This is a genomic window from Streptomyces sp. NPDC002463, from assembly GCF_042889835.1.
Taxonomy (GTDB): domain Bacteria; phylum Actinomycetota; class Actinomycetes; order Streptomycetales; family Streptomycetaceae; genus Streptomyces; species Streptomyces nymphaeiformis.
In genome coordinates, this window is sequence record NZ_JBIARL010000043.1 from 1 (window position 1) to 25,402 (window position 25,402).

Here is a 25,402-nt window from a genome sequence, read left to right on the forward strand (position 1 = left end):
GAGCGCATGATGCGCGACGCCAAGATCACCCAGATCTACGAGGGCACCAACCAGGTCCAGCGCATCGTCATGGCCCGCAACCTCCCGTAACCACCGGTCCACGGGCGGAACGGGAAGACGGGAGCAGCCCCCGGCACCACGCGGTGCCGGGGGCTGCTGGCGTCGTGTCGCCGTCAGCGGTCCGAGGTGACGGTCACCGGCTCGTCGTTCTTGATCTGCTCGACGAGCTGCTTCACCTTCGGCATGTCCCACTTCAGGGAGTTCTGCGGAGCGGTGCCGTTGATCGGCATGTTCATCGACTTGCCGTCGCCGCCGCTGATGCCCTTCATCGCGAAGAACATCTTCCCGAGGTCGTACAGCGACATGTCCTTGTCCACGATCAGCGTGTCCAGACCGGCGCCGAGCGTCGGGTACAGCGCGAACGGGTTGAGGATCGTGCCCGGCGTCGCCGCCTGGTTGGCGAGGGCGGAGAGGAACTTCTGCTGGTTCTTCGTCCGCTGGAGGTCCGACTGGGCGAAGGCGTACCGGGTACGGACGAAGGCCAGGGCCTGCTCGCCGTTGAGGGTCTGCGTGCCGGCCTGGAAGTCGGCGCCGGACTTCTTGTCCTTGAAGCCCTTGTCGATGTTCAGCTCGACGCCGCCGAGCGCGTCCACGATGTTCGCGAAGCCGGCGAAGCCGATCTCGGCGTAGTGGTCGATGTGCAGACCGGTGTTGAACTCGACGGTCCGCACGAGCAGCTCGGGGCCGTCCATCGCGTAGGCCGCGTTCAGCTTGGAGCCGCCGCGGGCCGGGTACGACTTGCCCGACTCGGAGCCGACGAAGTTCGGGATCGTCACCCAGGAGTCACGGGGCAGCGAGACCATCGTGTTCCCGCTGGAGCAGGCCGCGAGGATCATCATCGAGTCGGTCCGCTTGCCCTCGGCGGAGCCGGTGTGGAGCTTCTTCTTCTCCTCGGCGGTCATGCCCTCACGGCTGTCGGAGCCGACGATCAGGTACGTCGTGCAGTCGCCCTCCGCCGGCCGCTCGATGACCTTGGAGAGGTCGACCTCGTTGCGCATCTGCGAGCTGGCCCAGGCGTACGTGCCGACGCCCCAGCCGACGACCACCACGGCCAGCACGATCGAGCCGACCTTGATGCGCTTGCGCCAGTCCGGCGCGGGCCGCCCGGGGCCGGGAGGCGCGTACTGCGGGGGAATGCCGCCCCCGCCGTTGCCGCCCTGGTTCTGGGGACCGCCGTACACCTGGCCGGAGCTGTAACCGGAGTCGTACCCCTGGTTCTGAGCCTGCGTGAAGTTCGGGTTGTACCCCTGGCCACCACCCTGGCCGTAGCCCTGCTGGGAACGCGGCGGCTGCTGCGGAACCTGCGGGCGCTGCACGTGGCTCATCCGGCGGGGTCCCTCGGGCTGATCGGGCCAGTCATTCATACGGACCAGTGTGCCGGGAGGCCCTTTCCGGACGACAGTCCGGGTGGAGGATCGGACCGGTGCTGTTGCCAAGCTGATGCAAAGCGGACCCGACGGGGACGGGGGCCGGACCCGGCATAAGGTGGAGGACATGACAGACCAGGGCGATACCCCGGGCGACATCCCGGGCAAGCCGACCTCCGCGTCCCGCACCACCCTCAGCCACATCATGACCAGTCATGACACCAACCTCCTGGGTACGGTGCACGGCGGCGTGATCATGAAGCTGGTGGACGACGCGGCGGGCGCCGTCGCCGGCCGCCACTCGGGCGGGCCGGCGGTCACCGCGTCGATGGACGAGATGGCCTTCCTCGAGCCCGTGCGGGTCGGGGACCTGCTCCACGTGAAGGCCCAGGTCAACTGGACCGGCCGGTCCTCCATGGAGGTCGGCGTACGGGTCATGGCCGAGCGCTGGAACGAGTCCACGCCCGCGACGCAGGTCGGCTCCGCCTACCTCGTCTTCGCGGCCGTCGACGCGGACGGCAAGCCGCGCCGGGTCCCCCAGGTCATCCCGGAGACGGAACAGGACAAGCGCCGCAACCAGGAAGCCCAGATCCGCCGCACCCACCGCCTGGCCCGCCGCCAGGCCATCAAGGAACTACGCGAACGCCGAGCGGCCGAGGGCTACGAGGACTGACCCCGCGCCCGTTGTGGGCATGCGTTCCGCCGGGGCGGAACGGGTGGGCACAACGGACGGCGCCCATGCCGGCGCCAGAGGCTCCCGAGCCTGGACCCGCACCGCGAGTGACGGCACCCTGGTGGTGCGGGTCAAGGCGCGGAACGTGGAGGCGCCGCTAGGGGCGCCGTCCCGTGTGCCCACCCGTCCCGCCCTGCGGGACGACTGCCCACACGGCGGCCCGCACCGCCGTCACGGGCAGACGACCTGGTCCCCCGTGACCGCCTCGAACGAGGCACCGCCCGTCTCCGCCCGTACCGCCGCGACCCCCTTGTAGTCCCCGCCCACCGTCACCCGCATCGTCGGCCCCCGCCCCGCAACCGCCCGCAGCTCGGCCCCGGGCAGGGCCGCCGCCAGGGACTTCGCCGACCGGTCCCACCGCGGGTCGTACTCGACCACCGTCCGCCCCCGCTCCCTCCCGGCCTCGGTCTGCGGCGTGCGCGTCGTGTCGAAGCCGGTGGCGCGCAGCGCGTCGTCCACCTTCCGGCCGAGCCCGTCCGTCCGGGTCCCGTTGTAGACCTGCACGCGGATCGTCCGCGGCGGCACGTCCACGACGGCGGCCTTGGGCGCCTTCCCCGACGTCGGGGTCCCCGCGCGCGCAGCCGCCGCCAGCGGCCGATCGTCCCGTACGGCCTGGAACAGCTTCTGCGCCTTCGGCGCGTCCCACTTCACCGTCGAGCCGATGCCCTTCACGGGGAAGCTCATGTCCCCGATCGGCACGGACACGAACTCGGACGAGGCCGGCGTGAAGCCGTGCATCGCCTTGGCGAGGGCGAGCAACTGATCCGTACCGAACTCCTCGTCGGCCCGTACGGAGCTCAGCATCGTCGTCGCGACCTCACGGAACCGCACCGGGTTGAGCAGTACCCCGCCCGTCGTCATCCGCTCGATCAGCGCCGCCAGGAACCGCTGCTGCCGCTGCATGCGGCCGAGGTCGGCGGCCCCGTCGATGTGCCGGGAGCGCACGTACTGCAGGGCCTGCCCGCCGTCGAGCTCGTGGGTGCCGGGGGAGAGGTCGAGTCCCGTGTACGAGTCCTTCAGCGGCCGCGTCGTACAGATCTGCACGCCGCCGACCGCGTCGACGGTCCGCATGAAGCTGGTGAAGTCGACCTCCAGGTAGTGGTCGATCTTGACGCCGGTCATCGACTCGACGGTCCGTACGGTCAGCCCGGGCCCGCCCTCGGCGTAGGCGGCGTTCAGCTTCACGGGGTGGGCCCGGTGCTTCCGGCCGCTGTTCACGTCGGTGTGCTCGGGCATCTCGGCGTACGAGTCACGGGGGAGGCTGACGACGCTGGCGCGCTCCCGGTCCTCGGAGATGTGGACGAGCATGACGGTGTCGGTGCAGTGGCAGGGCGCACCCCCGAGCCGGTACTTCTTCTTCTCCTCGGCGGTGATCCGGTCCCGCCCGTCCGTCCCGACGACGAGGACGTTCATCCCGTGCCCGGCCTGCGGCCGGTTCTTCATGTCCTTGAAGGGGTCGACGCGGGTGATCCCGGTGTCGAGGCCGGTCACCACGGCGTGCCCGATCCCGCCGGCCGCGAGGACCGTCACGGACAGCGCCGTCGCCATCCGCATCCCCCACCGGGGGCGCCTCCGCCGCCGGCGGACCGGTGCGCGGCGGGCGGCGGGCCGGGGGCGGGGCGTGCGGGGCGGTGTGGGCACGGACGGACACCTCCGCGGTGGGACAGGGGAACCGTGAGCACGGTAGGCCCATACGATCAGCGCAAGGGCGCACCACCCGCTCGGCGCGCACCGGTGTCCCCCATTCGCGGTAACGTGGCGGGCAATGAACGCCACGCCCCCCGTCTCCGTGATCATGCCGGTCCTCAACGAGGAACGGCACCTGCGCACCTCGGTTCGTCACATCCTGGAGCAGGAGTACGACGGCGAGATGGAGGTGGTGATCGCCCTCGGCCCGTCCACGGACCGCACGGACGAGATCGCCGCCGAGCTCGTCCGCGAAACTGCCTCGGACAAGCGCCGCGTCCAGACGGTGCCGAACCCCACCGGCCGTACCCCCGCCGCGCTGAACGCGGCGATCCAGGCCTCCACGCACCCGATCGTGGTGCGCGTGGACGGCCACGGCATGCTCTCCCCGAACTACATCGCCACCGCGGTCCGGCTCCTGGAGGAGACCGGCGCGCAGAACGTCGGCGGCATCATGCACGCCGAGGGCGAGAACGCCTGGGAGGACGCGGTCGCCGCCGCCATGACCTCGAAGATCGGTGTGGGCAACGCCGCCTTCCACACGGGCGGCGAGGCCGGCCCGGCGGAGACGGTCTACCTGGGTGTCTTCCGGCGCGAGGCGCTGGAGCAGCAGGGCGGGTACAACGTGGAGTTCATCCGCGCCCAGGACTGGGAGCTGAACTTCCGCATCCGCGAGGCCGGCGGCCTGATCTGGTTCTCGCCGGAGCTCCGCGTCCAGTACCGCCCGCGGCCCTCGGTGAAGGCGCTGGCGAAGCAGTACAAGGACTACGGCCGCTGGCGTCACGTGGTGGCCCGCTACCACCAGGGCTCCATCAACCTGCGCTACCTGGCCCCGCCGACCGCCGTCGTCGCGATCGCCGCCGGCCTCGTCGTGGGCGCCGCCCTCACCCCGCTGGGCTTCGTGATCCCGGCGGGCTACCTCGCCGCGATCACGGCCGGCTCCCTCCCGGCGGGCAAGGGCCTGTCCCTGAAGGCCCGCCTGCAGATCCCGGTGGCCCTGGCGACCATGCACATGTCCTGGGGCTTCGGCTTCCTCACCAGCCCCCGCTCCCTCGCGAAGAAGGTCATCGCGAGCCGCCGCCCGGCGGTGAAGGCGGAACGCGTCTGACGCGCCGCGCACGAACACGGCGAAGGCCGGGCCCCTTTCCAGGGGCCCGGCCTTCGTGTGTATCGCGTGGGGTCAGCTCTTTCCGTCCCACTTGTAGGGGTCGAAGATCTCCATGCAGTCCTTCTCGTCGCCCCGGATCACCTGCGCGCCGTCCGGGATGTCACCGGCCTCGGTGGCCGGCTTCTTGTAGACCGTGCCCTCGCGCCAGTCGGCGCCGACGACGAGCGTGAGGTTCTCGGCCTTCGCGTCCGCCCGGACGGCCGAGTCGGGCAGCCCGAGCGCCTTGGCCACGGACTGGGCGTTCGCCTTGCCCTGGTCGCCGTCCCCCTTGGGGTAGGTGACCACGGTGTCCGGGCGGTTGCCCCCCTCCTGGGAGGACTCGGCCTGGGCGAAGCCCTTGCCCTGGAGGAGCTCGGCGATCGCGCGGGCGCGGCCCTCGGCGGCGGGCTCGGTGTCGCTGCCGGTGCCGTTGACGACCGTCACGCCGAGCGAACCGGGCGCCTCGGCGGTGGCCTTGGGCTTGGCCGAGGCGGTCGGCTTCGGCTTGCTGCCGGCCGGGTCGCCGTTCTTGTCGAAGGCGACGTCGTCGCGGAGCATCCGGAACATCTTGTCGGCCGCGGACTTGACCAGGATGTTCTTGTTGCGGTCCTGCGGCCACTCCGCCGTCGGGATGTTCGCCGTGGTGAGGCGGTTCAGCTTCACGTTCTTGAGCTGCATCGACAGATCGAAGAGCCCCTTCACCGAACGGATCTCGTCGGAGACCTGGAGCGCGTTGGTGGCGGTCTCCGCCAGGCCCATGAGGCGGCCGGTGTCGGTCCAGGCGTTCTGCTTCTGGAGCTTCTCGACCATGCCGTTCATGTACATGTGCTGGGCCTTGGCGCGGTTCTGGTCGCTGCCGAAGGCGTGCCGGGTGCGCAGCCACTGGAGCGCCTGCACGCCCTTCACCTCGTGCGTCCCCTCGGGCAGCTTCAGGTGGGAGCCACCGGGCTGCGCCTTGGTCGGGTGGTCGCTGACACCGGACTTCACACAGACCGGGACGCCGCCGACCTCGTCGGCCATGGCCACGACACCGGCGAAGTCGACCATGATCCAGTGGTCGATGTAGACCCCGGTGAGGCTCTCCCAGGTGGTGAGGGTGCAGCCGGGACCGCCGCGCTGGAGCGACTCGTTGATGGGCCGGTTGTCGGTGGCGGCGTAGGGAGTGCCGTTATCGTCCTTGCACTCCGGGATGTGGAGGACGGTGTCGCGCGGGATCGAGACGACCGAGGCGTTCTTCCGGTCGGCCGAGACGTGCAGCAGCATCTGCACGTCGGCGAGGGGCTTGCGGTTCTTGTCGTCCCGGCCGCCGCCGAGGGCGATGTTCTTCTCGTCGTTCCGGCTGTCGGAGCCGATCAGCAGGATGTTCAGCGGGGTGTCGCCCAGCGCGTTCGGTGCGGCCTTCTTGACGCCGCTGTCGCCGCCCGCGCGGCTGCCGCCGCGGATGTTGTCGTTCAGGTGCTTGTAGTACAGGAAACCGGCGCCGGCCGTCCCGAGTATCAGTACCGACAGGGTGATCGCCACCCAGCGCATGGCCTTGCGCTTGCCGGTCTTCTTCGCCTGCCGGCGCGTCGCGGCGCGCCCGCTCGGGCCCGTACCGCCGCCGCGTCGGCGCGAGGCGCGGGTCGACGCGGGTGCGTCGCTCTCCGCTGCCTCCTCGGACGGACCGCCGCCCGCGCCGGTCGCCGCGCCGGCGCCGTGCAGATCGTCGTCCCAGCCCAGTTCACGGGCGCGTGGAACGCGTTTCCGCGTTCCCTCCCCACGCACGCTGTTCTGTCCCACCCCAGGTCCCCTCGTCGGTCAGAGTAACGTCAAGCCCCGGTGTTTCCGGGTCACTTGGCGCACACCTGCTTGTCAGCTTCCACCTTCACCAGATCCTTCGGCGCCTTTGCCGGTCCGGCGATGGGCACCCCCGCGCCCTTGAAGTCGGCACCGAGGACGAGCGTCATGGGCTCGCGCTCCCCGGCGTCCTGCGTGCCCGGCTTGAGAGCCGTGGCGGGCAGACCCATCATGTCCGCGAGCTTGCGGGCCTGATCGGCCTGGTTCGGTGCGTACGTGAGCGTGGTCTTCGCCGCCTTCTCGGGGGCGTTGCTCTTGTTGCTGGAGCGGGTCACGCCCTCTTCGTTCTGCAGCCAGTTGATCGTCGACTGGGCTGCGCCGGTGATGCCGCTGCCGTTGTAGACGTCGACGCGCACCTCGGCGGCGGTGGACCGCGTGCCCTTGAGGAGCGCGGCCTGCGCGTTCTTGGCGTCCTGCTGCTTCTTCTTCACCTCGGTGAGCGAGGTGTCGGACTGGAGCATCGCGAACAGCTGCGGCGCCTTCACCGGGTCGGGGACGACCGTCGCCCTGATCTTCTCGGCGGGGTTGTCGATGACCGGCAGGGTCGTGAACGCGATGTTCTTGGTGTCGATCGAGGACAGCTCGCGGGCCAGGTCCTCGAGCTTGGTGAGCGAGCCTATGCCCGAGTCGACGGTGAGGGCGCTCGTCGCCGCGTTGGCGAGGTCGTACAGCTTCCCCGGGTCCGTCAGAGTGTCGTCCGACTTCATCTGCCGGATCATCGAACTCAGGAACTGCTGCTGGACCTTGATGCGGTCGAGGTCGCTCTCGTTGCCGAAGCTGTGCCGGGTGCGGACGAAGGCGAGGGCCTGCTCGCCCTTCACGACCGACTCGCCCGCGGGCAGCTTCAGATGGGACTTCGGGTCGTTCACGGCCTTCTCGACGCAGACCTTCACGCCGCCGACCGCGGTCGTCATCTCCTTGACGGCGTTGAAGTCCGCCATCATGAAGTGGTCGACCTGGACGCCGGCCAGCTCCTCGACCGTGCGCATGACGCAGCCGGGGTCGCGGCCGTCCTGCCCGAGGCTCACGTTGAAGCGGACGTCCGTCTCGGCGGGGATCGTCTTGATGGTCCCGTCGGGCTGGCGCGACTGGCACTCGGGGATGTCGGTCTTCATGTCGCGCGGGATGGAGAGCGCAGTGGCGTTCGTCCGGTCCTTGGAGACGTGGAAGAGGATCGTGGTGTCGGCGTGGCCGGGGCTGTTCTTGTCGCCGTAGCCCGCGTTGCCCTCGCCGGTGCGCTTGTCGGTGCCGATGACCAGGATGTTGAAGGCCTTGCCCTTGGCGAACCCGGCGTTGGTGTTCTTGCCGACGACGTCGACGACGTCGAGGTTGTTGTTCAGCTTGTTGTAGAGCGCGTACGCGCCCGCCGCGCCGCCCACGAGGACGAAGGCCATCGTGCCGCCGGTCCACAGCAGGACCTTCTTCTTGCGGCTCGCGCCCTGCTTGCCCTGCTTGCGCTTGCGGCGGCTCTGCGGCGGGACCTGGCCGGCGTCGGCCGGTTCGGGGGCGCGGCGGCGGCGCTGGCCGGGGACCGGTGCCTCGGCGGGGCCGTCGGCCGGCGCGGGTGCGGGGGCGGTGGTTCTGCGGGGGCGGGACGGAGCCTGCGGCCGCGACTGCCCAGCGGAGCGGTCCAGTCGCAGTTCGTAGTTGCCGGTCCGCGGGTTGAGGACCCACTGGTCGGCGGGGTCGATCTCGTCCGCCCGTCCACGGCTGTGCGCGTCCACGGTTACTCGAGTCCTCCGTCGGTGCCACGCGAGGCGCCTCCCCCACAGGGCGCCGCTCTCTCGGTCTTCGATCCTTATGAGTGCGACCACGCGGTCGGGGTGCACCGGATCGCGTCACACTATCCGCCCAGTTCAGCGTGGGGCGACGTCCGTGACAAATTCCACGCACCTTACAACCGGGCAATTTGCCCAAACCTCATCGCTGTCCGCTCTCCCCTTGGTTCGCGCTTTACTCGCACACCCCTTCCGCCGCGTTTCGTCCCGTGAAGGTCGGCGTCGCGGAGGGTCCCGTCGTCTCCGTACCGTCGGGCTTCCCGTCGCCGCCCTTCTTCTCGCTCTCGGGCGTCACCAGGACGGGCTTGTCCTCGCGCAGTTGCCGGAAGAGGTCGCTCGCAGCGGGTTGTACGAGTTCGTCCCGGTTGGCGTCGTATCGGTAGGACCGGCGGGGGACGGTGAGGAACTGCACCTTGTCCGTCGGGATGGCCCGCATGGCCCGCGCCAGGTCGTACAGGTCCCGCAGCGAGTCGAGGCCCGGGTCCGTGGTGATCGCCTTCGTGGCCGCGTCCAGGACCGGGTAGAGCTTCGCCGGGTTGAGCAGCACCCCGTTGCTCTGCACCTTGTTGACGAGGGCGCCGAGGAACTGCTGCTGGCGGTCCATGCGTTCCGTGTCGCTGCCGTTCCCGATCGACTTGCGGGCCCGTACGAAACCGAGGGCCTGCTCCCCGTGGAGCGTCTGGCGGCCCGCGGGCAGCTTCAGCTTCGCGTCCCGGTCGTCCACGGGCTCCTTGAGGCAGACCTCCACCCCGTCGACGGCGTCCACCATCTTCTTGAAGCCCCGGAAGTCGATCACCATGTGGTGGTCGATCCGGATCGCGGTCAGCTTCTCGACGGTACGGATCGTGCATGCCGTACCGCCGAACTCGAACGCCCAGTTGAACTGCGCGAACTGCTCCCGGGTGCGGGTCCCGTCCGCCTTGCGGCAGCTCGGGATCGTCACCATCAGGTCGCGCGGCAGGGAGACGGCCGTCGCGCTCGCCTTCCCCGCCGCCAGGTGCAGCAGGATCGTCGTGTCGGAGCGCTGGGTGCCCTGGTCCTTGCCGTACTTCCGGTTGCCCTCGCCGGCCCGGGTGTCCGAGCCGATGAGCAGGATGTTCCGCGCGGAGGTGGTGCCCGCCGGAGGGCGCTCCTTCTCGTACTTCTCCAGCTCGGCGGCGGCCGTGGTGTCGGTGGTGATGTTGTCGTCGAGCTTCCGGTAGAACCACCAGCCGACCCCGGCGGCGGCCAGCACGACGACCGAGCAGCCGAGGGCCGTCCAGCGCAGCCAGTGGCGCCGTCGTCGCGGCTCCTCCTGGGCGTCGGGAGCCCCGTCCTCCGCTGCCGGGGGATCCGGTTCGGCGGGCGTGCCTGCACGGTCCGTCACGTCTGGTCCGTCCTTCGGGCGTCGGCGGCGCGCCGGGCGTCCGCCGGTCACTGAAGGAGACGGCCGAACCCGACGCATGGTTGTGCGGAAGGAGTCGACTCCCCCCGGCCGATCATGTACCGGAGGCGTCCCCCGGACCGGAGGACTCGGCGTGTCTCTGGGCCGAACGGGTTCGGCCGGGGTCCTGATGGTGGGCCTCCGCCCAGCTGAGTGGGGGCTGGTGCCGGAGGGTGTCGGTCGGGCGCTCGGCTGGTGTGGGATCCCCCGCGCAGGCGCGTGGGCGGACGGGTGCGTTTGTCGGGCAGGAGCCGGGACGGGCCAGAGCGCCGTCCCGGTCTGGCCGAGGCGCCTCAGAGCGCGGTGTGCGTCACCCGCTCGCTCTCCACGCGCTTCTCCAGGCGGTCCTGGTGGTGGGCCGAAGCCCAGGTCGGGTGGGGCTGGTGCCGGGGTGTGACGGCCGGGCGCTCGGCCGGTGTGGAGGGAGTGGTGCCGGCGCGTGGGCGGGCAGGTGTGCTTGTCGGGCACGCGCCGGTACGGCTCAGAGCGCGGTGTGCGTCACCCGCTCGCTCTCCACGCGCTTCTCCAGGCCCTCCGGGGCGAGCGCGTCCAGGTTCCGGCACAGGACCACGGAGCCGCCCGCCGCGAGCGGGGCGTACAGGCCGGACGAGAGGCCCTGCCAGTCCCCGTAGTCGAGGCCGGAGAGCAGGCGGGAGCCGGGGGTGAGGCCGAGGGCCGCCGCGTCCGTGCGGGCCTGCTCGACGAGCTGGGCCCCGCTGCGTTCCGTACCGTCGACGACGAGCGCGGGAGCCTCCGGATCGACCGGTACGAACGGGGCGAACCGGTCGCCCTGGCTCGGCACCTCGACCGCGTAGTCCGCGTATCCGGCGGGCGCGGCCGGGAAGCGGCGGCCCAGCGGGGCCAGGGAGAGCGCGATCCGCTCCCCGGAGCAGGCGAGCCCCGCCTCCAGGGTGTCGGGACCCGCCACCACGACGTCCGCGTCCGCCGGGTCCCCGCCGATCTCCGCGGTCACCCCGACGGACGCGCAGGCCAGCAGCCAGACGGCGCTCTGCCAGTGCGCGGGCAGCAGCAGCGCGAGCCGGTCGCCGGGTCCGGCGGACAGCTCGCCCTGGAGCAGGTTCGCCGTCTTGGCCACCCAATTGGCGAAGGTGGCGACGGACAATTCCACGCGCTCACCGGTGGCGTCGTCGTAGAAGGTGACCAAGGGGCGGGCGGGGTCCGCGGCGAGCGCGGATCGCAGCAGGTCGGCAGGGGTGCGGTCGCTGGCGTTCACGCCCGACAGCGTACGCGCGCGCGTACGCCGGGGTCCGCCGTACCGGTGACGCCGTCCTCCGGTCGGCCCGACGGCCCGTCAGTTTCCCGGCCGGATCCCGGCGCGCGGAACGCCCCGGCGGTACGCACGATCGGCCCATGCGTGCCTCACTCGCCTCCTCGATCGCCGTCACCTGCGCGGCGGTGCTCGCCCTGCCGGTCTCCCTCACCGTGCCGGCGGCGGCCTCGGCGCCACCCGCGGCCGCCTTCGCACTGCCACCCGCGCCCGAACTCCCTGGCTCCACCCAGTCGCTGCCGCTCGAACCGCTCGGCGCCGCCAACCGTGCCCTCGGCGGCGCGGCCGGCTCCGGCGAGCAGGGGCTCGGCCGACGGGACGTCAGACCCTTCTCGCTCGTCGGCGTCGTCTGGAACGACCCGAAGGCCCCGCTGCACGGCACCGTGCAGGTCCGCACCCGGGCCGCCGGCGGCGGCGCCTGGTCGGAGTGGCAGGACGTGGAGACCCACAACGAGGAGCACGGTGCCGACCCGGACACCGCCGAGGGCTCGGCCCGGGCGCTCCGCGGCTCCACCGCCCCGCTGTGGGTCGGCGACTCGGACGGCGTCGAGATCCGCGTACGGGGGGAGGAACGGCTCCCGGCGGGCCTCCGGCTCGAACTGGTCGACCCGGGCGAGGCCCCGGTGGCCGCGCCGGAGCGGACCGCACCGGAGCGGACCGCGCCGGAAGGGACGGCTCCGCGGACCCGCGGCGTGATGGCCCCCGCCGCCCTGGCCGGCATGAGCGCGGCGGAGGTGGAGGCGAGCGCGGTGAACGCCCGGCTCGCCCCCTACGGAGCGACATGGATCCCGGCGCTCTCCAAAGAGGAGACCGAGCGCGAAGTCCGGAACATGCCGCAGTCGCAGGCGGTCCTCGCCGCCCCGGCGGCCGCCGCGGCCAAGCCGTACATCGGTCCCCAGCCCAAGATCATCACCCGGAAGGGGTGGGGCGCGGACGAGAGCATCCGCGAGAAGGGCTTCGTCTACACGAAGACCATCAAGGCGGCCTTCGTCCACCACAGCGCCACCGGCAACAACTACACCTGCAAGCAGGCGCCCTCCGTGCTCCGCAGCATCTACCGCTACCACGTGAAGAGCAGCGGCTGGCGGGACTTCGGCTACAACTTCGCCGTCGACAAGTGCGGAAACATCTACGAAGGCCGGGCCGGCGGCGTCGCCAAGCCGGTCATGGGAGCGCACACCCTCGGCTTCAACACCAACAGCATGGGCATCGCCGTCCTCGGCACCTTCACCAAGAGCACCCCGCCGGCCGCCGTCGTGACCGCAGTGGCGCGCCTGACGGCCTGGAAGCTGGGGCTGCACGGGGTGAACCCGAAGGGGACGTCGTACCTGGTCTCAGGTGGCGGAAACCTGTTCAAGAAGGGCACGACGGTACGTTTCAACTCCATCGCCGGCCACCGCGACGGCTTCGCGACGGAATGCCCCGGCGGCCGCCTGTACAGCAAGCTCGGCACGGCCCGTACGAGCTCGGCCAAGTTCCAGGGAAGGCCCTGACGGCGGCGCGGACGTCGCGGATGGGGTCATGGAGGCAACCATCTGCATAAACTGACCGGTCATATCGCACGGACGACCGAGACGGGCGAGACGACCGGCCCCGAACAGGAAGCAGAGACGACAAGGTGACAGAAGCGATCCTCCTGGTCGGTGGCAAGGGCACACGGCTGCGACCCCTCACGGTCAACACGCCCAAGCCCATGGTCCCGGCGGCGGGCGTCCCCTTCCTGACCCATCAGCTGGCCCGGGCCCGCGCCGCCGGCGTCGAGCACATCGTGCTCGCCACCTCCTACCTGGCCGAGGTCTTCGAGCCGCACTTCGGTGACGGCTCCGCCCTCGGACTCAGCCTGGAGTACGTCACCGAGGAGGAGCCCCTCGGCACCGGCGGCGCGATCCGGAACGTCGCGTCCCGGCTGCACTCGGGCCCCGACGAGCCCGTCCTCATCTTCAACGGGGACATCCTCACGGGCCTGGACATCCAGGCTCTCGTCGCGACCCACTCCTCCTCCGGCGCGGACGTCTCGCTCCACCTCACCCGGGTCGAGGACCCGCGTGCCTTCGGCCTGGTCCCCACGGACGCCACCGGCCGCGTCACGGCCTTCCTGGAGAAGCCGCAGACGCCGGAGGAGATCGTCACGGACCAGATCAACGCGGGCGCGTACGTCTTCAGGCGCTCGGTCATCGACACGATCCCGACGGGTCGTCCGGTCTCGGTCGAGCGCGAGACGTTCCCGGAGCTGCTGTCCTCCGGGGCGCACCTCCAGGGCATGGTCGACTCCACGTACTGGCTGGACCTCGGCACCCCGCAGGCCTTCGTCCGCGGCTCCGCCGACCTGGTCCTGGGCCGCGCCCCCTCTCCGGCCGTCCCGGGCCGCTGCGGCGACCGCCTGGTCCTGCCGTCGGCCCGCGTCGCCCCGGACGCGAAGCTGACCGGCGGCACGGTGGTCGGCGCGGACGCGGTGGTGGGCGAGGGAGCCCGGGTGTCCGGCTCCACCCTCCTCGCGGGCGCGGTCGTCGAACCGGGCGCGGTGATCACGGACTCCCTGATCGGCGCGGGGGCGCGCATCGGCGCCCGTACGGTGGTGAGCGGGGCGGTCATCGGGGACGGGGCGCAGGTGGGCCCGGACAACGAACTCCGCGAGGGCGTCCGCATCTGGTGCAACGCCACCCTCCCCGCAGGCGCGGTCCGCTTCTCCTCGGACCAGTAGCCCCCGCGGGCGCGACCCGCGCCCCCGTTGTGGGCGGCGCTTCCGCGCCCCCGTTGTGGGCCCGCGCCTCGCCGTTGTGGGCATTCGTTCCGCTGGGGCGAGGGGGTCCCCCCTGCTCGAGCGAAGCCGAGAGCTTGGGGGAGGGTGGGTACAACGGACGGCGCCCCTTGCCGGCGCCAGAGGCTCCCGAGCCCGAACCCGCACGTACAGAGCGGCGCACAACGTGGTGCGGGTCAAGGCGCGGAACGCGGAGGCGCCGCCAAGGGCGCCGTCCCGTGTGCCCACCCGTCCCGCCCCAGCGGGACGATTGCCCACACGGCAGCGGGCACGGGTCCACCAGGGCGCGGGCGCCGCCTCGCAAGGGCGCGGGCCACACGGCGCGCCCCGCACCGCCCGGCCCCGCGCAGCTACGCTCGTACCCATGGCCGGCCGTTTCGCTCCCAGATCGACCCGCACCACCGTCCGCGGCGGCCACATCGTCCTGCCCGTCACCGGCGACGCCCTGGGTCTCACCCTCGGTCCCCTCCGCCGCGGCCCCGCCGATCCGACCTTCCGGGCGACCCCGGACGGCTCGGTGTGGCGGGCCAGCCGGACCCCGGACGGCCCCGGCACGGTCCGGATCGGCACCGACGGCGCCGAGGCCTGGGGCCCCGGACGGGAGTGGCTCCTGGAGGCCCTCCCCGCACTCCTCGGCGCCGAGGACGACCCGACCGCCTTCGTCCCCCGCCACAAGCTGCTCCTGGCGACGCACCGCCGCCGCCCGGGCCTGCGCCTCACCCGTACCGGCCTGGTCCTGGAGTCGCTGATCCCGTCGGTCCTGGAGCAGAAGGTCACGACGAACGAGGCCTACGGCTCGTGGCGGACGCTCGTCCGGAAGTTCGGCGAGCCGGCCCCCGGCCCGGCGCCGGACGGCCTGTACGTGATGCCGGACGCGCGCGCGTGGACGCAGATCCCGTCCTGGGAGTGGCACCGCGCGAACGTCGACGGCAAGCGCTCGGCCACGATCGTCCGCGCGGCGCGGGTCGCGGCCCGCCTGGAGGAGGCCGCGCACATGGACCCGCCGGCGGCCCGGAAGCGCCTGGAGCTGATCCCGGGCATCGGCCCGTGGACGAGCGCCGAGACGATCCAGCGCAGCAACGGCGCCCCGGACGAGGTCACGACCGGCGACCTGCACCTGCCGGGCATCGTCGGCTGGGCGCTCGCGGGGGACCGCACGGCCGACGACGAGGCGATGCTGGAGCTCCTGGCGCCGTACGCGGGCCAGCGCCACCGGGCGGCCCGTCTGATCCTCCTCAGCGGCCGCATACCGCCGCGCCGGGCCCCCCGTACGACGCCGGGAAACATCGCAGCCCTCTAGAGGACCCGGACGAACTCCGCCGCCGGCCGCGCCGGACGTTCCTTCGGCGGCGCCGCGGGGTGGCCGATCGCGACCGCGCCCATCGGGTCCCACCCCTCCGGCAGCCCGAGGACGTCCCGTACGACGTCCCGGCAGAACATCGTCGAGGACACCCAGGCCGAGCCGAGCCGCTCACCGGCGAGCGCGACCAGGAAGTTCTGCACGCCGGCGCCGGCCGCCACCACGAACATCTCGCGTTCGGCGGCGTCCCGGCGCGGGTCGCCGTAGTGGTGGGAGCCGTCCATGACGAGGCAGGGCACGGCCAGGTAGGGCGCGTCGCGCAGGACGTCCCCGCGCCGGACCCGCTTGGCGATGGACTCCTCGGACCTGCCGTCGCGCCGCAGGTCCGCGATCCACGCGTCCCGCATCGCGTCGAGGAGCCGCGTCCGCGACGGAGCCGACTCCAGGAGCACGAACCGCCACGGCGTGGTGTGGTGTGGCGCCGGGGCCGTCACGGCGGCGGCGACCGCGCGCCGGACCGCACCCGGGTCGACGGGATCGTCGGTGAACTCCCGTACGGTACGCCGCAGCGTCACCGCCTCCCGTACGGCCTCCGAGGTCCCCAGCCGGAACATGTCGTCGGCGGCGGAGCGTACGAGCGCCCGCGCGCCTTCCTCTCCGTCGCCGCCCACCACATGGGGCAGGCCCCGGACGACGGCGACCGGGAGCCCGGCCGCCTTGCCCTTCACCAGGTCGCCGGCGGCGGCGAGCTCGTCGGCGGTGGCGACCACGGTCGCGCTCAGCGGGTTGCCGTGCGCGTCGGTCCCGCCGCGCAGGTCGTCGAGGACCCGCACGCCGGCCGCCCCGATCGCGACGTCGGTGAGACCGGCGCGCCAAGGCCGTCCGAAGGTGTCCGTGACGACGACGCCGACGTCGACGCCGAGCGCCTCGCGCAGCCCCGAGCGGATGCGCCGTGCCGAGGCGTCGGGGTCCTCGGGCAGCAACAGCACGGTCCCGGAAGGGGTGTTGGAGGCGTCGACCCCGGCGGCGGCCATGACGAGCCCCTGCCGGTTCTCGACGATACGGAGGGTGCCGCGCCGCGCCACCACCCGTACCGTCTCGGCGTCGATGGCCTCCTCGCGGTCGTCGGCGGCGACGACCCGGCCCTCGGCCTTGCTGACGATCTTGGAGGTGACGATCAGGACGTCCCCGTCGACGAGTTCCGGCGACACGGAGGCGATCAACTTGGCGAGATCGTCCCCGGCGGCGACCTCGGGCAATCCGCCGAGCGCCCAGACCCGGTACGAAGGGGTCGTCCCGCTCACCCCCGCACCACCTCCGCCAGGGCCAGCGCCTCGCGCGCCATCGCCGCCGTCGCGTCCACGTCCGTCATCATCAGCGGCACCGCGCGGCACGCGATGCCCGCCGCCTCGACCTCCGCGACCGCGCCCGCGTCCACGGTGTCCACGAGCCAGCCGCCGACGAGTTCGGCGCCGTAGTGCAGGGCGACCGCCGCCGCCGTGGACTCCACGCCCACGGCCGCGAGCACCTTGTCGGCCATGCCGCGCACGGGCGCGTCGCCGACGATGGGGGAGAGGCCCACGACCGGCGCCCCGGCCGCGACGACCGCCTCACGGATCCCCGGCACCGCCAGGATCGTCCCGACGCTCACCACCGGGTTGGACGGCGGGAAGAGGATGACGTCCGCCTCGGCGATCGCCTCGAGCACGCCGGGCGCGGGCTTCGCGGCCTCCGCGCCGACCGGCACGACCGCCTTCGCGTCGACGGAGGCGCGCAGCTTCACCCAGTACTCCTGGAAGTGCACCGCGCGCTGCTCGCCGTCCACCTCGATCGCCACGTGCGTCTCGACGCGGTCGTCGGACATGGGGAGGAGCCGGACGCCGGGCTGCCAGCGGGCGCACAGCGCCTCGGTGACGGCGCTCAGCGGGTAGCCCGCGCCGAGCATCTGCGTACGGACGATGTGGGTGGCGAAGTCGCGGTCGCCGAGGCCGAACCACTCGGGCCCGACCCCGTACGCCGCGAGCTCCTCCTTGACGGTGAAGGACTCGTCCGTACGTCCCCAGCCCTGCTCCTCGTTGATGCCACCGCCGAGGGTGTACATCACCGTGTCCAGGTCGGGGCAGACCTTCAGCCCGAAGAGATGGATGTCGTCACCGGTGTTGCCGATGACCGTGATCTCCGCGTCCGGCGCGGCCTGCTTGAGGCCGCGAAGGAAACGGGCACCACCGATGCCGCCGGCCAGAACCACAATGCGCATGCACAGCAGTTTGTCAGGCGGACAGAACCTCCGGGGCGGCCGGGGCGCACTGACCCTGGAGGGACTCGTGCATCGGCATCTCGGTCAGACCCGGGAAGTAGACGTGCAGGCTGACGGCCGGTTCGAGGGAGTCGTTGACGACCTCGTGGACGTATCCGGGCGCGAACACCCGCTGCGCGCCGCCGTCGAGCGTCCGCACGCCCCGCTCCGTGCGCTCCGTGAGCTCGCCCTGCAGGACGGTCAGGACGCCGGAGGAGACGCCGTGGTCGTGGAGCCCGCTGCCCTGTCCGGGCACCCAGGAGAGCAGCCAGACCTCGTAGCCGGGGCCGGTGCGCAGGCGGTGGTACCAGCGGGTGGTGGCGTCGTACTCGACGTACGGGGCCCACTGGGAGCGGTCGTCGGCGATGGAGCGCGCGAGGCCGGCGAACTCGGCCACGGTGACGGGGTGGGCGCGCTCGGGCTGGAGGAGGTGCGGGACCTCGAGGATGTCGCCGGCGATCTGAAGGTCGCTGTCCATGTTCATGGGGTGGGGAGGTTCCTCAGCAGAAACAGAAGCGGTGGGGGGTCACGGAAGAGAGGTGACACGGGTGACGCGGGGTGACGCTGGGGGAAGGAGCCGGAGCCCTGCGGCACCGACGGCCGAAGCTCTGCGGCTTCGGCGGCTGGAGCGCTACGGCATCAACAGCTGGGACAGCAACAGCAACAGCGCGCCTGGACAGCGCGGCGGAACCCACGGCTGTGGGTCGCGGAGGGCGCTGTGGTCGCTGGCATGGCATCCAAGGTGGCCGGAGGGGCACCCGACTGTCAACTCAATGCCCGATTTGGGGGTAATGTTTCACCTCATCCGGTTACTGTGCCCGGAGAAAGGTTTGTTCAGGCGCGGACCAGGAGAGATGGCGCATCGACCGCGCCCTTAAACATCCCGGGGGCGTGATCGGACTGTGATCCAAATCGCTTCCGTGGCCGGATCGCAACAAGATCCACGTCCTCGACGTCCTCCTCCGTGAGGCGGCGCGGCGCGGTCGGGTCGACGGCATGTGTCACGTTTTTTGGTGATTTGAACACTTTCCGCATAGGCTTGGTTCCGCAGAGTGAATACGGGGCCCAATAGCAGATCTCGGCTTGACTCGCACAGAGCACGAACTTGTAATTTCACTCGTGTCGTTCGGCCGGGTTTCGCCCCGGCAACATCACGGGGACGCACAGAACAGACGAGGGGCGCACATGACCGAGTTGTTCCAGGAACTGCTGGTCGAGGACGCGGACGAGGAACTCGGCTGGCAGGAGCGCGCGCTGTGCGCCCAGACCGATCCCGAGTCCTTCTTCCCCGAGAAGGGCGGCTCGACCCGCGAGGCCAAGAAGGTCTGCCTCGCGTGCGAGGTCCGCTCCGAGTGCCTCGAATACGCCCTGCAGAACGACGAACGGTTCGGTATCTGGGGCGGCCTCTCCGAGCGCGAGCGACGCCGTCTGAAGAAGGCCGCCGTCTGAGCGGCACCCGGCCCCGGACCACGTCCGGGCCCGCGACCACCTCGAACGGTCCGCCCCCTGTGCACCGGCCACAGGCGGCGGACCGTTCTGCGTTCCCGGGCCGAAGCCTCCGGTACGGAGCCTCCGGTACGAGGCGTGTCCGGTACGAAATCCTCCCGCCCCGGCCGTCCACGGGCAGGTGCACGCTTCCGCACGGTCTGTCCACAGGGCGGCGGACCGCCCCGCGTACAGCCGTTAGTGTGGGCCTCCGTCCGAGACGCTCCCCACGCCCCCCGCGGGCGACCCCGGCCGGAGGGCCCGTAGCTCGATGTCCTCAACTCCTGAGTTTCCGCGACACGTCGTCACCGCCGTGCTCGTCACCCACGACGGCGCCCGCTGGCTGCCCGACGCGCTCGCCGGGCTGCTCGCCCAGGAGCGCCCCGTGCAGAACGTGGTGGCGGCCGACACCGGCAGCGCCGACGAATCGGCGCAGCTCGTCGCCGACGCCATCGGCGCCGACCGCGTCCTGCACCTCGCGCGCCGCACCGGCTTCGGCGCCGCCGTCGAGGAGGCCGCGCGCACCGCGCCGCTGCTCGGACCCGAGGAACTGCCCTACCTGAAGCGCCCCAGCGGCTGGGACCCCGTCAGCCGGACCTGGAACGACGACGCGTACGACCTCCCCGAACTCCCGCACGGCGAGCCGGTCCAGTGGCTCTGGCTCCTCCACGACGACTGCGCCCCCACACCGGGCGCCCTCGCCGAACTCCTGCGCGTCGCCGAGTCCGACGCGGACGCCGCCGTCATCGGCCCCAAGCTGCGCGGCTGGTACGACAGGAAGCAGCTCCTCGAAGCCGGCGTCAGCATCGCCCGAAGCGGCCGCCGCTGGACCGGACTCGACCGCCGCGAGCAGGACCAGGGCCAGCACGACCAGGTCCGCTCCGTCCTCTCCGTCTCCACCGCCGGCATGCTCATCCGCCGCGACGTCTTCGAGGAGCTCGGCGGCTTCGACCGGCGCCTGCCCCTCATGCGCGACGACGTCGACCTGTGCTGGCGCGCGCACTCCGCGGGCCACCACGTCCTCGTCGCCCCCGAGGCCGTCCTGCGGCACGCCGAGGCCTCCGCCCGCGAGCGCCGCACCGTCGACTGCGCCGGACGCACCGCCGCCAACCCGCACCGCGTCGACAAGGCCGGCGCCGTCCACACCCTCCTCGCCAACACCCGGGGACGCGCCCTGCCGTACATCCTCGTACGGCTCGTCCTCAGCACCCTGGTCCGCACCCTCGCCTACCTCGTCGGCAAGGCCCCGGTCCAGGCCGTCGACGAGGTCATGGGCCTCCTCGCGACCCTGCTGCGCCCCGAGAAGATCCTCGCCGCCCGCAAGCGCCGCAGGAACGGGACCGTCCCCAACAGCGAGTTCCGGTCCCTCTTCCCGGCGCCCGGCGCCACCCTCCGCGCCACCGTCGAGCAGATCGCCTCCCACTTCGGCGGCAACGAGGCCGACACCGGCGGCTCCCGCCACGGCGTCGTCGAGTCCGGACCCGGCGGCGACGACGCCGACTACCTGGAGATCGAGCAGTTCGCCCGGCTCAAGAAGATCGCCCGCAAACCCGGACCGGTCCTCTTCGCCCTGCTCCTCCTCGTCTCCCTGGTCGCCTGCCGCAACCTCTTCGCCGGTGGCTCCCTGGCCGGCGGCGCCCTGCTGCCCGCCCCCGACACCGTCTCCGAGCTCTGGTCGCGGTACGCCGACTCCTGGCACGCCCTCGGCACCGGCGGCACCCAGACCGCCCCGCCCTACCTCGCCGTCCTGGCCGCGCTCTCCGCGCTGTTCCTCGGCTCCACCTCCACCGCGCTGACCCTGCTGCTCGTCTGCTCGGTCCCGCTCGCCGGCTTCACCGCGTACTTCGCCGCCCGCGGCATCGTCGAGTCCCGGCTCCTGCGCGCCTGGGGCGCCATCGCGTACGCCTTCCTGCCCGCCGCCACCGGGGCCCTCGCCGCCGGCCGGCTCGGCACCGCCGTCCTCGCGATCCTGCTCCCGCTGATCGCCCGCGCCGCCGTCGCCGCCCACGGCTTCAACCGGCCCGACCGGGGCAGCTGGCGCGCCACCTGGGCGTACGCCTTCCTGCTCACCTTCGCGACGGCGTTCACCCCGGTCGTCTGGCCGCTCGCCGTCCTCCTCGGCCTCGGCGCGCTCGTCGCGAACCGCTCCGACCTCACCGCGTACGGACTGCGCTTCCTGGCCGCCGTCGGCACCCCGATGCTCGTCCTCGCGCCCTGGTCGCTCAGCCTCCTCACCGACCCCGGCGCCTTCCTGCGCGAGGCCGGCGTCGACGTCCGCACGGGTACGGCCACCGCGCTCGACCTGCTCGGCACCAGCCCCGGCGGCCCCGGCACCACCGGCGGCCTGCTCCTGCTCGGCCTCGTCCTCGCCGGCCTGGCCGGCCTCCTCCGCGAGGAGCGGCAGCTCGCCGTCCGCGCCGCCTGGGCCGCCGCCCTCGCCGGACTCCTCTTCGCGGTCCTCTCCAACGGCGCCGGCGGCACCGGCTGGGCCGGACCCGCCACCCTCGTGTACGCCGCCGCCCTCATCGCCGCCGGCATGATCGGCGCCGAGGGCGGCCGCACCCGCGTCGCCGCCCACGGCTTCGGCTGGCGCCAGCCCGTCGCCGCCCTCATCGCCCTCGCCTGCGCCGTCGGCCCCGCCGTCGCCGCCGCCGGCTGGATGATCGGCGGAGCCGACGGCCCGCTGACCCGCCGCGACCCGGTCCAGGTCCCGGCGTTCGTCGCCGAGGAGAGCGGCACCCGCGACCAGCCCCGCACCCTCGTCCTCGGCGGCAGCACGCCCGGCGAGGTCGCCTACACCCTGGTCCGCGGCTCCGGCGCCCGCCTCGGCGACGCCGAACTCACCGAGGCCGCCGAGGCCGACCCCCGTCTCGACGCGGTCGTCGCCCACCTCGTCGCCGGCTCCGGCGCCGACCAGACGCAGGAGCTCAGCGGCTACGCGATCCGCTACGTCCTCGTACGGGACGGAGCGCCGCGCCAGATGAGCCGCGTCCTCGACTCCACGCCCGGCCTCAGCCGCCTCAGCCAGCTCGACGGCAGCGCGCTCTGGCGCGTCGACCGCGAGATCGCCCGCGTCATGATCGTGCCGCCCGCGTCCAAGGACGCGACGAAGGACGCGGCCGCGGAGGGGACCGCCAAGACGGTCGCCGTCGCCGCCGGGCCCGTCGAGGCGCACACGCAGATCCCGGCCGGACCCGCGGGCCGCGTCCTGCGCCTCGCCGACCGCGCCGACGAGGGCTGGACCGCCACCCTCGACGGCAGGGAACTGACCAGGACCACCGTCGACGACTGGGCCCAGGGCTTCGAACTCCCCACCGGGGGCGGCCGCCTCGACCTCACGTACGACGAGCCGATCGGGCACACCGCCTGGATCTGGGCCCAGGCCGGCCTGGCCCTCGTCCTGCTCGTCCTCGCCCTGCCCGGGCGGCGCCGCGAGATCGACGACGACCTCCCCGAGGAGGAGCTCGCGATCCCCGCCCAGGCCACCGAGGGCGACGGCCGCCGAGCCCGCCGCCTGCGCGCCGCCGCGGAGGCCTCCGAGGCGACGGAGGCGACGGAGACCTTCGGGAACGCCGAGAACGCCGAGTTCCCGGAATCCACGGGGAACGAACCGGCCCCGATCCCTGAGCAGCAGCCCTACGAGCCCCGTGACCAGGAACAGGACTGGGACGGCGGCTACGACCCGGCCTACGCCCAGGCCCCCGCACCGCAGGAGCAGCCGCAGACCCAGCAGTACGCCGACCAGGGCTACTACCAGGACTACGCGGCCGACCCGTACCAGCAGCAGCCGTACGCGTACCCCCAGCAGGGGTACGAGCAGCAGGGGTACGAGCAGCAGGGCTACGACCAGCCCCAGCAGTACGACCAGCAGCAGTACGACCCGTACGGCTACGGCTACGGATACGCCCAGGGCCACGAGACCGAGCAGCGTCCCGACGGGAGCAGCAACCAGTGAAGCGCACGACCCTCTCCCTGATCGCGGGCGCCACGGCCCTCGCCGCCGTCACCGGCTTCGCGGCCCTCACCGCCCCGGACGGCGCCGCCGCCCCCGAGGCGAAGGCCACCACCCGGCTCCCGGTGGAGCGCGCCGGCCTGGTCTGCCCGGCCCCCAGCACGTCGGAGGTGGCCGAGACGCAGTACACCTCGTACACCCCGACGGGCACGGCTGCGGGTAAGGCCGCCGCAGGCAAGGCCGAGCAGCCCACGGCCCTGCTGCGGACCGCCGCGACCGCGGCGACCGCGGACGGCACCGCCAAGAAGCCCAAGCCCGCCAAGGCGCCGGCCACCGTCACCGCCCCCGGCAAGCCCGTCACCGCCGAGGCGGACGGCGGCTCCGTGCCCGCCCTCACCGGCGCCGCGACCGGCACCCTCGCCCCCGGCTGGACCGTCCAGCAGACCACCGTCGTCCCGGCGGGCGGCGCGCGCGGCCTCCTCGGCCTCTCCTGCGGCGCCCCCGACACCGACTTCTGGTTCCCGGCCGCCTCCACCGGCAAGGACCGCCAGGACTACGTCCACCTGACCAACCCGGACGACGCGGGCGCCGTCGCCGACATCGAGCTGTACGGCCCCGAGGGCGTCCTCAAGCCCGAGTTCCCCGACGGCATCCCGGTCCCCGCCCACTCCACCGTCCCGGTGCTCCTCCCGACCCTCACGAAAGCGGCCGGGCAGCGGGACGTCACCGTCCACGTCACCACCCGCAGCGGACGCGTCGGCGCCGCCCTCGCCGCGGCCGACGACAAGCTCGGCAGCGACTGGATCTCCCCGGCCGCCGACCCGGCGAGCACCGCCGTGCTCCCCGGCATCCCGGCCGACGCCACCGCCGTGCGGCTCGTGGCCCTCGCCCCCGGTGAGGAGGACGCCGACCTCAAGGTCCAGCTGGTCACCGCGAGCGGCACGATCGTCCCGGCGGGCGGCGGCTCGCTCCACGTGAAGTCGGGGATGACGGCCGCAGTCGACCTGCCGGACCTCACCCGGGGCGCGGTGGGCTCCCTGCTGCTCACCCCGAGCGACCCGAAGAAGCCGACGCCGGTCGTGGCGGCGCTCGAAGTCGTGCGCGGCAAGGGCGAGAACACCGAGATCGCGTTCGTCCCGGCGGTCGCCGCCGTCTCCGCCCGCGCGACGGTCGCCGACAACCGGGCCAAGGGCACGACGCTCTCCCTGACCGCCCCCGGCGCCGACGCCCAGGTCAAGGTCACCGCCTCGGCCGGTTCCGAGGGGGGTACGCCGGTGTCCAGGACCGTCACGGTCAAGGCGGGCACGACGACCGTCCTGACCGACCTCGTCCCCGGCGGCCTCAAGGGTTCCTACGCACTGACCGTCGAACCGCTCTCCGGCGGCAAGGTCTACGCGTCCCGGACACTGGCCCTCCCGGAGGACGGCACTCCGATGTTCACGATCCAGACGTTCGTGGACGACCGAGGCACGGTGGAGGTCCCAACGGCCCACCAGGACCTGGGCGTACTGGACTGAGCCGTGCGTCACGGCGGCGCCCCGCCCGCGTGCGGGCCCGCGCCTGCGTGGGCGACGCCCCGCCCCCCGCGTGGGTGATCGTCCCGCAGGGCGATGGGGGTCCCCCTGCTCGGGCGAAGCCGAGAGCTCGGGGGAGGGTGGGCACACGGGACGGCGCCCCTTGCCGGGCCTAGGCTCCCGCGCCTGAACCCGCACCGCACCCGGGGCGCGGTCACGGACCCGGCGGGGCCTCAGTCCTGCCCGTACCGAGGATCGACAGACTCGGGCGAGAGCCCGAGGAGCTCAGCGACCTGCTCCACCACGACCTCGTGGACCAGCAGTGCCCGCTCGTCCCGGCTCTTCGACCGAATCTCCACCGGCCGCCGATAGACGACCACCCGAGCCGGCTCCCCCTTCTCGGCCGGCACGGCGCCCCCCAGCGGCACCGTCTCGCCCGGCACCGGCGGCGGCACCTCCATCACCAGGAAGTCGACGTCCGCCAGCTGCGGCCAGCGCCGTTCGAGGCGCTCCACCGAGTCGAGGACGAGATCGCGGAAGGTGTCGGCCCGGCTCGCGGAGAGCGGCACCTGAGGCGGCGCGACCGGTCCCCGCATCCCGCGGCCGTGCCGGTCGCGGCGGCGGACCCGGGGCTCGGCCGGGGGCTCCGCGGGACGGTGCGAAGGGCTCGGCGGCACAGGACTGTCCATCACTGACGCAGCGTAACCCCCATCCGTCCCACAGGACCGTGGCGTATCCACGCCGACTTCCCGGCGTGGCAAGCACTCCCGCCCCGCCCC

The 25,402-nt window shown here is 72.7% G+C and carries 19 protein-coding genes; 9 read left to right on the forward strand and 10 right to left on the reverse strand.

Annotation, left to right across the window (positions count from 1 at the left end; all coding sequences use genetic code 11):
* A partial coding sequence (locus tag ACFYX3_RS41145; RefSeq protein ID WP_144385854.1) for an acyl-CoA dehydrogenase family protein occupies nucleotides 1–90 on the forward strand: 90 nt, incomplete at its 5' end.
* An 83-nt stretch (nucleotides 91–173) separates the two neighbouring features.
* On the opposite strand, the gene ACFYX3_RS41150 is transcribed toward ACFYX3_RS41145, so the two are convergent.
* On the reverse strand, nucleotides 174–1,424 hold the full coding sequence (locus ACFYX3_RS41150) for an LCP family protein (RefSeq protein WP_389025160.1): 1,251 nt from the start codon (nucleotides 1,422–1,424) through the stop codon (nucleotides 174–176).
* 130 nt (nucleotides 1,425–1,554) lie between these two features.
* Here ACFYX3_RS41150 and ACFYX3_RS41155 point away from each other — a divergent pair, with 130 nt between their 5' ends.
* Nucleotides 1,555–2,100, forward strand: coding sequence for an acyl-CoA thioesterase (locus ACFYX3_RS41155; RefSeq protein ID WP_376594228.1), 546 nt, complete (start codon nucleotides 1,555–1,557; stop codon nucleotides 2,098–2,100).
* Nucleotides 2,101–2,331: 231 nt separating this feature from the next.
* Here the strand turns inward: ACFYX3_RS41155 and ACFYX3_RS41160 are convergent, their stop codons facing one another.
* Nucleotides 2,332–3,714: an LCP family protein gene (locus tag ACFYX3_RS41160; RefSeq protein WP_389025192.1), complete on the reverse strand. Its 1,383-nt coding sequence runs from the start codon at nucleotides 3,712–3,714 to the stop codon at nucleotides 2,332–2,334.
* Nucleotides 3,715–3,925: 211 nt separating this feature from the next.
* On the opposite strand from ACFYX3_RS41160, the gene ACFYX3_RS41165 reads away from it, so the two are divergent.
* The gene (locus ACFYX3_RS41165) at nucleotides 3,926–4,954 is read left to right on the forward strand and encodes a glycosyltransferase family 2 protein (RefSeq protein ID WP_116160654.1); all 1,029 of its coding nucleotides are present in this window, start codon (nucleotides 3,926–3,928) and stop codon (nucleotides 4,952–4,954) included.
* Nucleotides 4,955–5,026: 72 nt separating this feature from the next.
* On the opposite strand, the gene ACFYX3_RS41170 is transcribed toward ACFYX3_RS41165, so the two are convergent.
* From ACFYX3_RS41170 to ACFYX3_RS41185, 4 genes are all read right to left on the reverse strand, one after another.
* Nucleotides 5,027–6,772: an LCP family protein gene (locus ACFYX3_RS41170; protein ID WP_389025163.1), complete on the reverse strand. Its 1,746-nt coding sequence runs from the start codon at nucleotides 6,770–6,772 to the stop codon at nucleotides 5,027–5,029.
* A gap of 50 nt (nucleotides 6,773–6,822) precedes the next feature.
* Nucleotides 6,823–8,553, reverse strand: a complete 1,731-nt coding sequence (locus tag ACFYX3_RS41175; protein ID WP_389025165.1) for an LCP family protein — start codon at nucleotides 8,551–8,553, stop codon at nucleotides 6,823–6,825.
* 229 nt (nucleotides 8,554–8,782) lie between these two features.
* Nucleotides 8,783–9,973, reverse strand: coding sequence for an LCP family protein (locus ACFYX3_RS41180; RefSeq protein ID WP_389025167.1), 1,191 nt, complete (start codon nucleotides 9,971–9,973; stop codon nucleotides 8,783–8,785).
* Between the two features lie 538 nt (nucleotides 9,974–10,511).
* A complete protein-coding gene (locus ACFYX3_RS41185) occupies nucleotides 10,512–11,264 on the reverse strand; it encodes a TIGR03089 family protein (protein WP_389025169.1) in 753 nt (250 codons plus the stop codon).
* A 137-nt stretch (nucleotides 11,265–11,401) separates the two neighbouring features.
* Between ACFYX3_RS41185 and ACFYX3_RS41190 the strand changes: the two genes are divergently transcribed.
* The 3 genes from ACFYX3_RS41190 (at nucleotide 11,402) to ACFYX3_RS41200 (ending at nucleotide 15,376) form a co-directional block, all read left to right on the forward strand.
* On the forward strand, nucleotides 11,402–12,811 hold the full coding sequence (locus tag ACFYX3_RS41190; protein ID WP_389025171.1) for a peptidoglycan recognition protein: 1,410 nt from the start codon (nucleotides 11,402–11,404) through the stop codon (nucleotides 12,809–12,811).
* 125 nt (nucleotides 12,812–12,936) lie between these two features.
* Nucleotides 12,937–14,019: an NDP-sugar synthase gene (locus ACFYX3_RS41195; protein ID WP_116160659.1), complete on the forward strand. Its 1,083-nt coding sequence runs from the start codon at nucleotides 12,937–12,939 to the stop codon at nucleotides 14,017–14,019.
* A 421-nt stretch (nucleotides 14,020–14,440) separates the two neighbouring features.
* Complete coding sequence (locus ACFYX3_RS41200) at nucleotides 14,441–15,376, forward strand: DNA-3-methyladenine glycosylase family protein (RefSeq protein ID WP_389025173.1); 936 nt, start codon at nucleotides 14,441–14,443, stop codon at nucleotides 15,374–15,376.
* Here ACFYX3_RS41200 and ACFYX3_RS41205 read toward each other — a convergent pair.
* The 3 genes from ACFYX3_RS41205 to ACFYX3_RS41215 are packed head-to-tail and all read right to left on the reverse strand — an operon-like array spanning nucleotide 15,373 to nucleotide 18,156.
* Nucleotides 15,373–16,680, reverse strand: coding sequence for a coenzyme F420-0:L-glutamate ligase (locus ACFYX3_RS41205; protein WP_389025175.1), 1,308 nt, complete (start codon nucleotides 16,678–16,680; stop codon nucleotides 15,373–15,375). The genes ACFYX3_RS41200 and ACFYX3_RS41205 overlap by 4 nt on opposite strands.
* Entirely contained in the window at nucleotides 16,677–17,633 is a 957-nt protein-coding gene (cofD, locus tag ACFYX3_RS41210; RefSeq protein ID WP_389025177.1) for a 2-phospho-L-lactate transferase, read from the reverse strand. Before cofD ends, ACFYX3_RS41205 begins: the two co-directional genes overlap by 4 nt.
* Nucleotides 17,634–17,646: 13 nt before the next feature.
* Nucleotides 17,647–18,156 (reverse strand): cysteine dioxygenase family protein, encoded by a 510-nt coding sequence (locus ACFYX3_RS41215; RefSeq protein WP_352030028.1) that lies wholly within the window; start codon nucleotides 18,154–18,156, stop codon nucleotides 17,647–17,649.
* 701 nt (nucleotides 18,157–18,857) lie between these two features.
* Here ACFYX3_RS41215 and ACFYX3_RS41220 point away from each other — a divergent pair.
* The 3 genes from ACFYX3_RS41220 to ACFYX3_RS41230 all read left to right on the forward strand — a co-directional run bounded on the left by ACFYX3_RS41220 (nucleotide 18,858) and on the right by ACFYX3_RS41230 (nucleotide 24,626).
* Complete coding sequence (locus tag ACFYX3_RS41220) at nucleotides 18,858–19,121, forward strand: WhiB family transcriptional regulator (RefSeq protein WP_015033978.1); 264 nt, start codon at nucleotides 18,858–18,860, stop codon at nucleotides 19,119–19,121.
* Between the two features lie 307 nt (nucleotides 19,122–19,428).
* Nucleotides 19,429–23,112, forward strand: coding sequence for a glycosyltransferase family 2 protein (locus tag ACFYX3_RS41225; protein ID WP_389025180.1), 3,684 nt, complete (start codon nucleotides 19,429–19,431; stop codon nucleotides 23,110–23,112).
* The gene (locus tag ACFYX3_RS41230; protein ID WP_389025182.1) at nucleotides 23,109–24,626 is read left to right on the forward strand and encodes a DUF5719 family protein; all 1,518 of its coding nucleotides are present in this window, start codon (nucleotides 23,109–23,111) and stop codon (nucleotides 24,624–24,626) included. The genes ACFYX3_RS41225 and ACFYX3_RS41230 overlap by 4 nt, the downstream gene beginning before the upstream one ends.
* A gap of 230 nt (nucleotides 24,627–24,856) precedes the next feature.
* On the opposite strand, the gene ACFYX3_RS41235 is transcribed toward ACFYX3_RS41230, so the two are convergent.
* Nucleotides 24,857–25,312 (reverse strand): metallopeptidase family protein, encoded by a 456-nt coding sequence (locus ACFYX3_RS41235; protein ID WP_116160668.1) that lies wholly within the window; start codon nucleotides 25,310–25,312, stop codon nucleotides 24,857–24,859.
* Between the last annotated feature and the right edge of the window lie 90 nt (nucleotides 25,313–25,402).